The 13,902-nt window shown below is 71.7% G+C and carries 11 protein-coding genes; 9 read left to right on the top strand and 2 right to left on the bottom strand.

Annotated elements, in window-relative coordinates; translation table 11 throughout:
* The first annotated feature begins 198 nt into the window (after window positions 1-198).
* The 4 genes from AB0N14_RS19685 (at window position 199) to AB0N14_RS19670 (ending at window position 5,337) form a co-directional block, all read left to right on the top strand.
* Window positions 199-2,067, top strand: a complete 1,869-nt coding sequence (locus AB0N14_RS19685) for an AMP-dependent synthetase/ligase (protein ID WP_366026977.1) — start codon at window positions 199-201, stop codon at window positions 2,065-2,067.
* Between the two features lie 814 nt (window positions 2,068-2,881).
* Window positions 2,882-3,070 (top strand): hypothetical protein, encoded by a 189-nt coding sequence (locus AB0N14_RS19680; protein ID WP_366026954.1) that lies wholly within the window; start codon window positions 2,882-2,884, stop codon window positions 3,068-3,070.
* Window positions 3,071-3,195: 125 nt separating this feature from the next.
* Entirely contained in the window at window positions 3,196-4,494 is a 1,299-nt protein-coding gene (locus tag AB0N14_RS19675; protein ID WP_366026953.1) for a DUF4032 domain-containing protein, read from the top strand.
* Between the two features lie 87 nt (window positions 4,495-4,581).
* Window positions 4,582-5,337: a dienelactone hydrolase family protein gene (locus AB0N14_RS19670; protein ID WP_366026952.1), complete on the top strand. Its 756-nt coding sequence runs from the start codon at window positions 4,582-4,584 to the stop codon at window positions 5,335-5,337.
* Window positions 5,338-5,350: 13 nt separating this feature from the next.
* Here the strand turns inward: AB0N14_RS19670 and AB0N14_RS19665 are convergent, their stop codons facing one another.
* Window positions 5,351-6,220 (bottom strand): universal stress protein, encoded by an 870-nt coding sequence (locus tag AB0N14_RS19665; RefSeq protein WP_366026951.1) that lies wholly within the window; start codon window positions 6,218-6,220, stop codon window positions 5,351-5,353.
* A 134-nt stretch (window positions 6,221-6,354) separates the two neighbouring features.
* Here AB0N14_RS19665 and AB0N14_RS19660 point away from each other — a divergent pair, with 134 nt between their 5' ends.
* From AB0N14_RS19660 to AB0N14_RS19650, 3 genes are read left to right on the top strand one after another with little or no spacing between them, the layout of a single operon-like run.
* Complete coding sequence (locus tag AB0N14_RS19660) at window positions 6,355-8,034, top strand: FAD-dependent oxidoreductase (RefSeq protein WP_366026950.1); 1,680 nt, start codon at window positions 6,355-6,357, stop codon at window positions 8,032-8,034.
* 22 nt (window positions 8,035-8,056) lie between these two features.
* Window positions 8,057-9,517: an ATP-binding protein gene (locus tag AB0N14_RS19655; protein ID WP_366026949.1), complete on the top strand. Its 1,461-nt coding sequence runs from the start codon at window positions 8,057-8,059 to the stop codon at window positions 9,515-9,517.
* Complete coding sequence (locus AB0N14_RS19650) at window positions 9,514-9,864, top strand: UBP-type zinc finger domain-containing protein (protein ID WP_366026948.1); 351 nt, start codon at window positions 9,514-9,516, stop codon at window positions 9,862-9,864. Before AB0N14_RS19655 ends, AB0N14_RS19650 begins: the two co-directional genes overlap by 4 nt.
* On the opposite strand, the gene AB0N14_RS19645 is transcribed toward AB0N14_RS19650, so the two are convergent.
* Complete coding sequence (locus AB0N14_RS19645; protein ID WP_366026947.1) at window positions 9,861-11,300, bottom strand: serine hydrolase domain-containing protein; 1,440 nt, start codon at window positions 11,298-11,300, stop codon at window positions 9,861-9,863. The genes AB0N14_RS19650 and AB0N14_RS19645 overlap by 4 nt on opposite strands.
* 192 nt (window positions 11,301-11,492) lie before the next feature.
* On the opposite strand from AB0N14_RS19645, the gene AB0N14_RS19640 reads away from it, so the two are divergent.
* Window positions 11,493-12,464 carry an LLM class F420-dependent oxidoreductase gene (locus AB0N14_RS19640; RefSeq protein WP_366026946.1) on the top strand — a complete coding sequence of 324 codons (972 nt, stop codon included), beginning with the start codon at window positions 11,493-11,495 and terminating at the stop codon, window positions 12,462-12,464.
* Window positions 12,465-12,542: 78 nt separating this feature from the next.
* Window positions 12,543-13,817, top strand: coding sequence for a 4-hydroxybenzoate 3-monooxygenase (locus AB0N14_RS19635; protein WP_366026945.1), 1,275 nt, complete (start codon window positions 12,543-12,545; stop codon window positions 13,815-13,817).
* Window positions 13,818-13,902 lie beyond the last annotated feature (85 nt).

The following is a 13,902-nucleotide window of genomic DNA, read 5'->3' as shown; positions in this document are numbered from 1 at the left end:
CCGTCCACCCGGCACCGCCAGAGCGGCACAGGCGGGTTCGTCGCCGTTTCCGGCACGTCCGGCGGAAACCTGGGCTACATTCGAGCACCGCCGATGCCGCGACCATCGGCGATCAAGCAGGAAAGCCTCGGGGGGCGGCGCATGCGCGAATGTGGGAACGCACGTCCGGCCGCCCCGGACCCGGTCTCAAGGCCCGTGATGACGGGCGGACTCGCCGACAGCGTCTTCGACACGGCGAGCCGGAACCCGGGGCTTCCCCTGGTGGCACGCCACAGCGACGACGGATCCTGGATCCCCATGACGGCGGCCGGGCTACGGGACGAAGTGGTCGATCTGGCGAGGGGGCTCGTCGCCTCCGGCATCCGCCCCGGCAACCGCGTGGCCATCATGGCGCGCACCCGCTACGAGTGGACTCTGCTCAGCTGCGCGCTGTGGGCGGTCGGCGCGGAGGTGGTGCCGGTCTACCCGACCTCCTCGCACGAGCAGGTCGAGTGGATCCTGAGGGACGCCGCCTGCGTCGCCGTGCTCGTCGAGGACGAGAAGGGCGTGATGACCGTGGGGTCGGTGTGCGGCTCACTGCCCCGGCTGCGCCACGTCTGGCAACTGGACGTGGGCGCGCTGGACGATCTCGTGGCGCGCGGTCGCCCGGTCCCGGCCACGACCGTCGACTCGCTGCGCCGCATCGTGCTGCCGGACTCGACCGCGATCGTCGCCTACACCTCCGGCACCAGCGGCCACCCCCGCGGGTGCGCGCTCAGCCACCGCAACCTGGCGAGCCCCTGCGACACGCTGCTGGCCGGCTGGCGGCACACCGCGGCACCGCCCGGTGAGCAGCCCTCCATCCTCGTCTTCCTGCCCTTCTCGCATGTGTACGGGCTGATGCTCCAGGAGCTGTGTCTGCGCGGCGGCATCCTCATGGGCCACGAACCCGAGCTGGCCGCGGAGGCCCTGGCCTCGTCGTTGCTGACGTTCCGGCCCACGTACCTGTACGCGGTGCCGTACGTCTTCGAGAAGCTGTACAAGAAGTTCCTCCAAACCGCCCAGCAGGCGGGCCGCGGCGCCCTGTTCGAGCGGGCCGTTCGCACCGCGCAGGACTACGCGCTCGCGGCCGAGCGGCAGCGGCTGGGCACGGGGCCCGGCCCCGGCTTCGACCTGAGACTGCAGCACGCCCTCTACGACAAGGCCGTGTACCGCAAGCTGCGCGCCGCGCTGGGCGGGCGGGTGTGCGGGGCGGTGAGCGGGGGATCGCCGCTGAACCGTGAACTCGCCCTCTTCTTCGCGGGCATCGGCATCCTCGTACACGACGGGTACGGGCTCACCGAGACAAGCGGAGGCATCACCGCACAGCCGGTCGGGCGGGAGAAGTCCGGCACGGTGGGGCGCCCGCTTCCGGGTGTCGACGTACGGGTGGCCGAGGACGGGGAGATCCTGGTGCGCGGCCCGTCGGTGTTCCAGGGGTATGTGGGCGACGACCACGGCACCCGCACGGCGCTGCGCGACGGCTGGCTGGCCACGGGCGACATCGGGCGGCTGGACCCCGAGGGCTATCTGTCCATCACCGGCCGCAAGAAGGACATCATCGTCACGAGCGGCGGCAAGAGCGTGGCCCCGGTGGCGCTGGAGGAGCGCCTGCGGGTGCATCCGCTCATTCACCAGGCGGTCGTCGTGGGCGACAACCGGCCCTGCGTCGGCGCCCTGATCACCCTGGACCCGGAGTTCGTGGCGCACTGGCGCGGCGCCCTGTTCACGCGTGGGGACACGTCGGGCCGGGACGCCCGGGAGGAGAACGCGCTGCGGCAGGAGATCGCGCGCGCCGTGGCCGCGGCCAACAGCACGGTGTCGCGGTCGGAGTCGATCCGGGTCTTCCGGGTACTGCCGGAGCCGTTCGACGTCGCGAACGGGCTGCTGACGCCGTCGATGAAGCTGCGCCGGGACGCCATCGCCCGCCGGTACGCGGTCGAGATCGACGCCATGTACCAGTCGGCGTCACGCGTTCCACGGGAGCGCCGGCCGGAGGAACTGCCCACGTGGGACGACTCCGACGACGTGTTCCGGCGCGTGCGGTGACCGCTTCCGTGACCGCTGCCCGGGCCACCGGTCCCCCGGGATGCGCGCGCACGACGGGGCGGCGCATGGCTGACTGTGGTACGGACCCGACGGCCGGGGACGAGGGCAGACCGATGCGAGGGAGCATCGACGACACGGGCAGCGCACTCGGGACGCCGGCCACGGCGCTGACCCGCGCGGCGGTGGACGTGCTGCGTGCCGTGGGCGGTCTGGCGTGCGGCGTGTACCTGCGCTCCGGCACGCCGGGTGTGCTGCGCCTGGCCGTGCTCTCCGGGCTCCCCTCGAAAACTCTTCCGACCGTGGTCGCGGCTGCACCAGGACCGGCCGTTCCCCGTCGCGGACGCCTACCGGCTGGGCGTGCAGGTGGTGCTCAGCGACGCCACGGAGACGATGCGGCGCTATCCGCAGCTGTCCGCCGGGCTGCTGTTCCGCTTCGGCTCGGTGTACGTGCCCGTGCGGGCCGGTGCCACTACGTACGGGTGTGCTGACGGTGCTACGGCCCCCGGCGCCGTCCGCGACCGAGGCGCTGCCCGACCGGGGCCGGCTGACGGCCATAGCGGACCGGCTGGGTCACACCCTGGCCACCCTGGAGGAGGGCGGGGATCCGGTGGTGTGGGACGGGGCCGTCCCTGTGTGTACGACCGCCCGTGGCCGGCCGGCCGCAGGGCCGCATCGGGCACTTCGTATGGGACCCGGCCGACGGGGCGGTCACCACGGACGACACCTTTTGGGGGCTGGCGGCGGGCTCCGCGTACGACGTCGTCCGGTCGCCGGAGGCGCTCGCCCGGGCCGTCTCCCCCGCGACGCGCACCTGGTGCTGTCCGCGCTGCGCGAGACGGCCGCCGGCGGCTCGCCGGTGCGGCGGTTGCGGGTGCGGTCCGAGGACGGTGGAGAGCGGCTGCTGGAGTTCTGGACGGAGGGACCGGAGCAGGGGGCGGACATCGACGCGCCGGGGTGGTCTCGCCCCCGCCGCCCCTACCCTTCCCGTCCCGGGGGGCTGTGAATGCGGCTGACCCGCCACCGCACGTTCCCGTCCAAGATCCGGGCCGGCGGTTGACTCCGGTGCCGTGCTGGTGCGGTGATGCTCCTTGGTACGTCGGCCGACCGTGAGGCGAGGACAGTTCATCGATGGCTCTGCAGATCAGCGCGACCAATCCGGAGCACCCCGCGCTCCTGCTCGAACTGCCGTGGCAGCTGCCCCTGGAGGAGTGGCCGGAGCATTACCTCGTGCCGCTGCCCCGCGGTATCTCCCGGCACGTCGTACGCTACGCACGCGCCGGTACGGAGGTGGTGGCCGTCAAGGAGCTCGCCGAGCGGCCCGCGGTGCGCGAGTTCGAGCTGTTGCGGGACCTCGACCGGCTCGGAATCCCGGCGGTGGACCCGCTCGCCGTGGTCACCGGCCGTACCGGCAAGGACGGCGAGCCCCTGGAGCCCGTGCTGATCACCCGGCATCTGCGCGGCTCGATGCCGTACCGCTCGATGTTCGAGACGACCATGCGGCCCGCGACCATGCACCGGCTGATGGACGCGCTGGCCGTGCTGTTGGTCCGTCTGCATCTGGCCGGGTTCGCGTGGGGAGACTGCTCGCTGTCCAACACCCTCTTCCGGCGCGACGCGGGCGCCTTCGCCGCGTATCTGGTGGACGCCGAGACCGGTGAGCTGCACCCCCGGCTGAGCCCGGGGCAGCGGGAGTACGACCTCGATCTGGCACGCGTCAACATCAGCGGTGAGCTGCTCGACCTGGAGGCTTCCGGGGCACTGCACCCGTCCGTCGATCCGGTCGCGTTCGGCACGGAGATCTGCGCGCGGTACTCCGGTCTGTGGGACGAGCTGACCCGCACCTCCGTGTATCCGGCGGGCAAGCACCACTACATCGACCGCCGTGTCCGCCGCCTGAACGACCTCGGCTTCGACGTGGCGGAGATGCAGATATCGCACTCCTCCAACGGCGACACCGTCACCTTCGTACCGAAGGTCGTCGACGCCGGGCACCATCAGCGGCAGCTGCTCCGGCTGACCGGCCTCGACGCCGAGGAGAACCAGGCGCGGCGGCTGCTGAACGACCTGGAGAGCTGGATGGCCACCCAGGGCGACTACGCGCCCGGCGACCCTCCCCCAAGCTCTCGGCTTCGCTCGAACAGGGGGTACCCCCCTGCCGCCCGGCCCGAAGTGCTCGCACACCGCTGGGTGCGAGACGTGTTCCGGCCCACCGTGCGCGCCGTGCCGCCGGAGCTGCGGGGGTCGATGGATCCGGCGGAGCTGTACCACGAGCTGCTGGAACACCGGTGGTATCTCTCGGAGCGGGCCCAGCACGACATCGGTCTGGACACCGCCGTCAAGGACTACGTGGACAACATCCTGCCCAAGGTCCGCGAGACGCTGGCCGATCCGCAGGAAGAGGAAGACGGTCCCGCGCGACCCTCCTGAGCGACCGCCGACCGGCGTTGCGATGATGATCGCAAGGCCCGGCCGGGGTCGTCCCCGGCCGGACGTCGACAGGCAGGAGAACCACACATGACCGCCATCCGTGGAACGTCCGTGGACATCCCCACCGAGGACGGCACGGCGGACGCGTACCTCGCCCACCCGGACGACCACAGCCCCCACCCCGCCGTCCTGCTCTACATGGACGCCTTCGGACTGCGCCCGTCCCTGAAGAAGATGGCCGACCGCCTCGCCGGGCACGGCTACACGGTCCTGGTCCCCAACGTCTTCTACCGCCACGGCCGGTCGCCCGTGGTCGAGCTGCCCGACTTCATCGACCCGTCGGCGCGCCCGGAGATCTTCCAGCAGGTCATGCCGATGATGCGGGTGCTGACGCCCGAGCGTGTGGAGCGGGATGCCGACGCCTATCTGCGCCGGCTCGCCGACTGCCCGCAGGCCGCCGACGGTCCGGTCGGTGTCACCGGCTACTGCATGGGCGCCCGGCTGGCCCTGCGCACCGCCGGCACGCATCCGGAGCGGGTCGCCGCCGTGGCCGGCTTCCACGGCGGGCAGCTGGCGACCGACAAGCCGGACAGCCCCCATCTGGTGGCCGACCGCATCACCGCGGAGGCGTACTTCGGACACGCCGACCAGGACCACTCCCTGCCGCCCGAGCAGATCGAGCGGCTGGAGAAGGCGCTCACCGACGCGGGTGTGCGTCACCGCTGCGAGGTCTACCCGGGCGCCCAGCACGGCTACACCCAGGAGGACACCTCCAGCTACCACGCCGAGGCGGCGGAACGGCACTGGCGGGAGCTGCTGGCCCTCTTCGACCGCGCCCTGTGAGTCAGAGCCTGCGTCAGGCGGGCGGTACGACCGCCACCGGGCAGGGTGCGTGGTGCAGCAGCGCGTGCGCCACCGATCCGATGCGGGGCCCCACGGCCCGGGTGGCACGGCGTCCCGCCACCACGAGCTGGGCGTCGTCGGCCGCGGAGAGCAGCACCTGGGCGGCGCTGCCCATCTCCACGTGCTCGGTCACCGGCACGTCGGGGTAGCGCTCCCGCCAGGGGCGCAGCGCCTCGTCGAGCGCCTTCCTCTCGAACTGTTCCAGCCCACCGGCCTCGTCGAGCAGCTTGAGCGAGCCGGGGCTGTAGGCGAACACGGGCGGCAGGCTCCAGGCCCGTACGACGCGGACGGCCGCGCCCCGGGCGGCGGCCGTCTCGAACGCGAAGGCGAGCGCGGGCGCGCTGTCGTCCGGCCCTCCGTGCTGTCCCACGACGATGTCGCGGCCCGCCGCCTCGGCGGCGGGCCGGTCGCCCGCGCGGACCAGCACCACGGGCCGGGTGGACTCGGCGATCACCTGCTGGCCGACGGAGCCGATCAGGAACCCGACGACGGCCCCGTGCCCGCGTGAGCCCAGCACCAGCAGTTCGGCCGTGGCCGCCTCGGCGACCAGCGACTCGACGGGCGCGCCCTGGAGCGCCTCGGCGGTCACGGTCAGCTCCGGGTGCCGCTCGGTGAGCGTGCCCCGGGCCGCGTCCACGACCTCCCGGGCCCACCGGGCCTGGGCGTCCTCGTCGGCCGCCAGGGCGACGTCCAGGGCCTGCCACTGCCAGGCGTGCACGATCCTCAACGGCAGGCCCCGGCGCACGGCCTCCCGGCCCGCCCAGGCCGCCGCGGCGACGCTCTCCGGCGATCCGTCCACTCCCACGGTGATCGGGCGGGTCATGCTGCTGCCTTCCTGTCGCTGCTGCGGTGCAGGTGATCATGCCACCGGTCAGGTGCTCACCGGGTTCAGGAGCGAAACCGGACGTTCGAACATACGATGGGCGAGACGCGCATGAGCTCGGGGCGGGAGACCTTATGGCACAGGCTGCGGGGGCAGCTGCACGGACCGTCATCCTGACAGTGGACGACGACCCCGGGGTGTCGCGCGCAGTGGCACGCGACCTGCGCCGCCGGTACGGCGAGTCGTACCGCATCGTGCGCGCCGAGTCCGGTGAGAGCGGGCTCGAGGCGCTGCGGGAGCTGAAGCTGCGCGGAGACCTGGTCGCGGTGATCCTGGCCGACTACCGGATGCCGCAGATGAACGGCATCGAGTTCCTGGAACAGGCCCTGGACGTCTACCCGGGGGCGCGGCGGGTGCTGCTGACGGCGTACGCGGACACCAACGCGGCCATCGACGCGATCAACGTGATCGACCTCGACCACTATCTCCTGAAGCCATGGGACCCGCCCGAGGAGAAGCTCTACCCGGTCCTGGACGATCTGCTGGAGGCGTGGCGGACTTCCGACTACCGGCCGGTTCCCACCACGAAGGTGGTCGGTCACCGCTGGTCGGCACGCTCGTCGGACGTACGGGAGTTCCTGGCCCGCAACCAGGTGCCCTACCGCTGGTACTCGGTCGAGACCCCGGAGGGGCAGCGGCTGCTGGCGGCGGCCGGGCAGGACGGGGAGCGGCTGCCGCTCGTCGTCACCTCGGACGGCACGCCGCTGGTCGAGCCGGAGGACCCGGAACTGGCCGCGCACGTGGGCCTGGCGACGACGCCGACCTCGGAGTTCTACGACCTGGTCGTGATCGGCGGCGGGCCCGCCGGGCTCGGGGCGGCGGTGTACGGGGCGTCGGAGGGACTGCGGACGCTGCTCGTGGAGCGGTCCGCGACCGGCGGTCAGGCCGGGCAGAGTTCCCGGATCGAGAACTACCTCGGCTTCCCCGACGGTGTGTCGGGCGCGCAGCTGACGGACCGGGCGCGCCGGCAGGCGAAGAAGTTCGGCGCGGAGATCCTCACCGCGCGGGAGGTGTCCGCTCTCGAGGTCAACGGTGCCGCCCGGATCGTGCGGTTCTCGGACGGGACCGCGATCGGCGCGCACAGCGTGATCCTGGCGACCGGCGTGTCGTACCGGCAACTCCAGGCGCCGGGGCTCGCCGAGCTGACGGGGTGCGGGGTGTTCTACGGTTCGGCGCTGACGGAGGCGCCGGCCTGTTCCGGGTACGACGTGTACATCGTGGGTGGCGCCAACTCGGCGGGCCAGGCGGCGATGCACCTGTCGCGGGGCTGCAAGTCGGTCAACCTCCTGGTACGCGGGGAGTCGCTGTCGGCGTCGATGTCGCACTATCTGATCCAGCAGATCAACGACGCTCCGAACATTCACGTCCGCACCCGCACCGTGGTGGACGCGGCGCACGGCTCGGACCATCTGGAGAAGCTGACGCTGCGGGACGCGGCGACCGGGCAGACCGAACTCGTCGACGCGCAGTGGCTGTTCGTGTTCATCGGGGCGGCCCCGCTGACCGACTGGCTGGAGGGGACGGTGCTGCGGGACGGGAAGGGGTTCATCCCGACCGGGCCCGACATGACGAGCGACGGGCAGCCGCCGAAGGGCTGGGAGCTGGACCGGCCCCCGTACCACCTGGAGACCAACGTCCCGGGTGTGTTCGTGGCGGGCGACGCGCGCGCCGAGTCCGCCAAGCGGGTGGCCTCCGCGGTGGGCGAGGGAGCCATGGCCGTGATGCTCGTCCACCGGTACCTGGAGCAGTCATGAACCCACGACGCGGGGAGCGGTGATGAGCGGCCGGCCGATGGCGTGCGACCGGGCGGAGCTGAAGACGCTCTTCCTGTTCGAGAAGCTGGACGACGAGCAGCTGGCGCGGCTGTGCCGGGAAGGGCGGGTGGAGGAGTTCGACCCCGGCCCGGTCTATACCGAGGGCGAGCCCGCCACCTGCTTCTTCGTCCTCCTCAAAGGGACGGTCGTGCTGTCGCGGCGGGTCGGCGCCGATGACGTGGAGGTCAACCGGACTTCGCAGCGCGGTGTGTACGCGGGCGCCTTCCAGGCGTATCTGGGCGACCGGGCCGCGGCGTCGTACAGCGGGTCGATGCGGGTCACCGAACCTTCGCGGTTCTTCATCCTGCCCGCGGAGACGTTCGCCTCGATCATGCGGGACTGGTTCCCGATGGCGGTGCACCTGCTGGAGGGGCTGTTCTTCGGCTCCAAGAACACCCAGCAGGTCATCAACCAGCGGGAGCGGCTGCTGGCGCTCGGATCGCTGTCCGCCGGTCTCACCCATGAGCTGAACAACCCGGCCGCGGCGGCCGTGCGCGCCACCTCGGCGCTGCGCGAGCGGGTCGCCGGGATGCGGCACAAGCTGGGCGTGATCGCCGCCGGACGCTACGAGCCGGACACGCTGCTGACACTGGTCGAGATCCAGGAGCGGACGGCCGAACAGGTCGCCAAGGCCACGCCGGTCAGCCCGCTGGAGGCGTCCGACCGCGAGGACGCGATCGCCGACTGGCTCGACGACCACGGTATCGACGGCGGCTGGCAGCTCGCGCCGACGTTCGTCCAGGCCGGCCTCGACACGGATTGGCTGGACCAGGTCGCGGTGGCCGTCGACGAGCGGACGCTGGAGGGCGCGGTCCGCTGGCTCAACTACACGGTCGAGACCGAGCTGCTGATGAACGAGATCGAGGACTCCACGACCCGGGTGTCCACGCTCGTCAACGCGGCGCGGCAGTACTCGCAGCTCGACCGGGCGCCGTACCGGACGGCCGATGTGCACGAGCTCCTCGACAGCACCCTGATGATGCTGTCCGGGAAGATCGGCAAGCGGATCACCGTCGTCAAGGACTACGACCGGTCCCTGCCGGACATCCCCGCCTATCCGGGCGAGTTGAACCAGGTGTGGACCAACCTCATCGACAACGCGGTGTCGGCCATGAACGACGCGGGCGGGGAGGGCACGTTGACCGTGCGGACGGCCCTCGACCACGACCGGCTGCTCGTGGAGTTCCGCGACACGGGACCGGGCGTGCCGGAGGAGATCCGCGACCGTATCTTCGACCCGTTCTTCACGACGAAGCCGGTCGGCCAGGGAACCGGACTCGGCCTGGACATCTCCTGGCGCATCGTCGTCAACAAGCACCACGGCAGCCTGAGCGTGCGGTCCGAGCCGGGCGACACGCGGTTCCAGGTACGGCTGCCGCTCACTGCCGTGGATTCCGAGACAGCACCGGAGGCGTCGTCATGAGCACAGTGCAGGAAATCGACCCGAGCGTCCCGCCGAGCGGTACCGGGTGCGTGGAGTGCGACGCGGCGGGCGGTTGGTGGTTCCATCTGCGACGGTGCACGCAGTGCGGGCACATCGGGTGTTGCGACGACTCGCCCGCGAAGCACGCGACCGCGCACTTCCATGCCACCGGGCATCCCGTGATCCGCAGTTTCGAGCCGGGTGAGGACTGGTTCTGGAACTACGAGACGTCCGAGCTGTACGAGGCCGGGCCCGAGCTGGCTCCTCCGGACTGTCACCCCGAGGATCAACCCGCGCCGGGACCACGGGGGCGGGTCCCGGCCAACTGGATGGAGACGCTCGGCTAGGCGGGCCGTCCGGCACGGGGCGCCCGGTGCCGGTTCAGCGGCCCCGCGGGCAGCGGTGTGGTGTGCCAGTGGGCCGTGAACGTGCCCGTGCCGGGCGTGCCCGTGATCGTCAGGCGGTGCGGGGTCTCCAGGAACAGGACGTCGGCGCTCAGGGTGTCCGGGGTCGTCCAGCCGCCGCTCGTCGCCGTGGGAAGCGGGTCCTCCTCGACCGCCCAGGCGGTGCCCGGAAGACGGAGCACGAGGCGGTCCTCGCCCTCGACCAGGCTCAGCTTCCAGGTGCCGTCCTCGTGGGTGACCTCGACCGCCGTCAACGTCGGCTGTTCCGGGCAGTGGCCGCCCTCTGGTGTGAGGCGGACACCCGACCGGAGTCCGGGTTCGGCGTCCGCCGCGACCGGGGGCAGCGCGAGGCGTTCCAGGCGGTGCTGGAGTGCCTTGTCCTCGTCGTCGCGGTCGGTCAGCGGGGCCGGGCCGAACGCGGGCAGCAGGTGGCGCCACATCGCGTCCAGCAGCTGCTGCATCTGCTCGGTCGCCGCCGTCGTCGCGATCACCGCGTCGTGCTCGGGCAGGACGACGCAGAACTGGCCGTACGCCCCGTCGCCCCGGTACCCGTGCCCTGACATCCAGAACTGGTAGCCGTATCCCTGCTGCCAGTCCGGCACGGGGTCCCCGGCCCTGAAGCCGTCGGTGGCGATGTGCGGGCGTGTCGCCTGCGCCACCCAGGACGACGGCAGCAGGCGCCTGCCTTCCCAGACGCCGTCCTGAAGGTACAGCTGGCCGAGGCGGGCGACCGCGTCCGTGGCGGCGTGCAGCCCGGTGAATCCGAGGTCGCGGCCTCGCGGATGCTGAACCCAGGCGGCCTCCCCGATGCCGAGCGGGTCGAAGAGCCTCGGGCGCAGGTACTCGGTCAGTGACTGTCCCGACTGCCGCTGCACGACCGCGGCGAGCGTGTACGTCGCGGGCTGGTTGTAGGCGAAGACCGTGCCGGGGTCCCGGTCCGGCGGGATCAGCAGGAAGCCGCGCACGGGCTCCGCACGGTCGTGTGCCAACGCCTCGGCCCAGGTCTCGGCGAGGTGTCCGCTCGCCATGGACGCGACGTGCCGGACCAGCATGGCTCGGCTGCGCGGGTCGGTGACGTCCGCCTCGAACTCGGGGAAGTACGAGATCACGGGCGCGTCGAGGTCGAGAAGGCCCTCGGCGACGGCCAGCCCGGCGGCGGTCGAGGTGAAGCTCTTGCTGAGCGAGTACAGCAGGTGGGGGCGGTCGGCGGTGTACGGCGCCCACCAGCCGGAGGCCACCAGACGGCCGTGGCGCAGGATCATCAGGCTGTGCGGTTCGATGTCCGGCGCCGTCTCCACAGCGTCGAGGAACGCCTGGATGCCACGGGCGTCGACCCCTTGCTCCGCGGGTGTGCTGACGGGCAACGGGCGGGCACTCATCGGGCGGCCTCCTGCATGGTCTCGGCGGGTGATCGGACAACTGCCGGCCAGGACTGCTGACCACGCTTGCCGATCGGACGGCTGATCGCTGTACCCGCCATCCTTTCGCGTCCGCCCTGCGGGTGTCCACGGTGCCGTGACACGGAACCCAATGGCCAGTTTTCGTCTCTTCCAACCGGGAACCCGCGCTTTATGGTGCGAATCGGATACACGATGATGACCGAACAGGCGGGCCCGCGCGAGCTCGTCGACCATGTGGTGCGGGCCGAGGAGGCCGGGTTCGACTTCTCCGTGACCTCCGACCACTACTTCCCGTGGCTGCGGGAGCAGGGCCACGCCCCCTACGCGTGGAGCGTGCTGGGCGCCGCCGCCCAGGCGACCTCGCGCATCCCGCTGATGACGTATGTGACCTGTCCGACCGTCCGCTACCATCCGGCGGTGGTGGCCCAGAAGGCGGCGACGATGCAGCTGCTGTCGCAGGGCCGCTTCCGGCTGGGGCTCGGCGCCGGCGAGAACCTCAACGAGCATGTGGTGGGCCGGGGTTGGCCCTCGGTCGAGGTGCGGCACGAGATGCTGGAAGAGGCGATCGGCATCATCCGCGACCTGTTCGGCGGAGGCCATGTCAGCCGGCGGGGCAAGCACTTCAGCGTGGACTCGGCGCGGCTGTGGGATCTGCCGGACGAGCCGCCGCAGATCGGTGTCGCCGTCTCCGGCGAGCGGTCCTGTGCGCTCGCGGGCCGGCTCGCCGACCTGGTCATCGCCACGGAGCCGAAACAGGAGCTGCTGACCGCGTTCGACCGGCACGGTGGCGAGGGCAAGCCGCGGGTCGGGCAGCTGCCGGTCTGCTACGACCGGGACCGGGACGCGGCGATCCAGCGGGCGCACGAGCAGTTCCGCTGGTTCGGCTGCGGCTGGAAGGTCAACTCCGAGCTGCCGCACCCGGATTCCTTCGCGTCGGCCACCCAGTTCGTCACGACCGACGACGTGGCCGCCTCGATTCCGTGCGGCGACGACCCGGCGGACTTCGTGGAGGCCGTACGCCCCTATGCCGAGGCCGGGTTCACGGAGATCGCGCTGGTGCAGATCGGTGGCGAGTCGCAGCCCGCGTACATCGACTGGTCGAGCAAGGAGCTTCTGCCCGCCCTGCGGGAGGCCCTGGGCTGAGGTCGCGACAGCGGGGGCCGGCAGGGGTAACGGCGCCTGCCCTGTGAGGGGTTGACAGTACGCCGCCATAATGACCGGGTGATCGACTCCTCCCCCGCCTCCGTTCCCCCGCCCGAGCCGCGCGTTCCCGTCGTCATCGTCGGCGCCGGTCCCGCAGGGCTGACACTCGCCAACCTCCTGCGGGACGCCTCCGTCGGCTGTGTCGTCCTGGAGCAGGAGAGCAGGGAGTTCATCGAACAGCGGCCGCGGGCGGGGTTCCTCGAGGAGTGGGCCGTGCGGGCGCTCGAGCGGCACGGTCTGGCCGGACGGCTGCTGGAGTCGGCGCAGACGCACAGCGAGTGCGAGTTCCGCGTCGACGGGGAGCGGCTCCGGTTCCCGTACACGGAGATCTCCGGCCACCACCACTTCGTCTACCCGCAGCCGCTGCTCGTCTCCGACCTCGTACGCGAGTACGAGGACGTCAAAGGGGGCGACATACGGTTCGGTGTGCGGGACGTCGAGGTACATGGAATCGACACCGACGAGCCGTCCGTGTCGTACACGGATCCGGACTCCGGTGAGCACCGGCGCATCGCATGCGAGGTGATCGCCGGCTGCGACGGCGCCCGCGGTGTCACCCGGGCCGCTCTGCCGCCGGAGCGCGCGCACCTCGCGCGGCTCGACCACGGGGTCGGCTGGCTGGCGCTGCTCGCCGAGGCGCCGCCGTCGTCGGACTGCGTCGTCTTCGGGGTCCATCCGCGCGGCTTCGCCGCCCACATGGCGCGCAGCCCGCAGGTCACCCGCTACTACCTCGAGGTGCCGCCCGGCGACGACCCGGAGAACTGGCCGCACGAGCGTGTCTGGTCCGAGCTGCGCGAACGGCTGTCCGTCGCCGGGGCGCCACCGCTGACCGAAGGGCGGCTGATCGAGAAGCGCGTCCTGGACATGCACAACTATGTGGTCCAGCCGATGACGTACGGGCGGCTGTTCCTCGCGGGCGACGCGGCACACCTGGTCGCTCCGATCGCCGCGAAGGGCATGAACCTCGCCCTGCATGACGCGCTGCTGCTCGCGGACGCGCTCATCACCTACCACCGCACGGGCGACACCGGCGGCCTGCGCGGCTACTCGGCGGCCTGCCTGCGGCGCGTGTGGCAGTACCAGGAGTTCTCCGAGTGGTTCGCGGAGCTGCTGCACGGGCCCTCGTCGGGCGATCCGTTCCGCGCGGGCAACGCCATCGCCCGGCTGCGACGGCTGTTCCACTCCCCCGCGGCGGCGGCCGCGTTCGCCGAGTCGTACATCGGCGCGACCACAAAGGTAACCGACGGTAAACTACCGACCAGTAGCCAAAGGGGTGCGTTTTCGCACGTGTGAGCGGTGCACGTCGGGTCGGGAATTCCGGCTCGTAGAAAATCGCCTTTCTTTGAACACCCACCGTCACGCCCGCCGTACATCCGGG

The sequence above is a fragment of the Streptomyces sp. NPDC051104 genome, from assembly GCF_040682835.1.
Lineage (GTDB): Bacteria > Actinomycetota > Actinomycetes > Streptomycetales > Streptomycetaceae > Streptomyces > Streptomyces cynarae.
The sequence above is the reverse complement of the archived record's forward strand: the minus strand, read 5'-3'. Positions and strand labels throughout refer to the sequence as shown.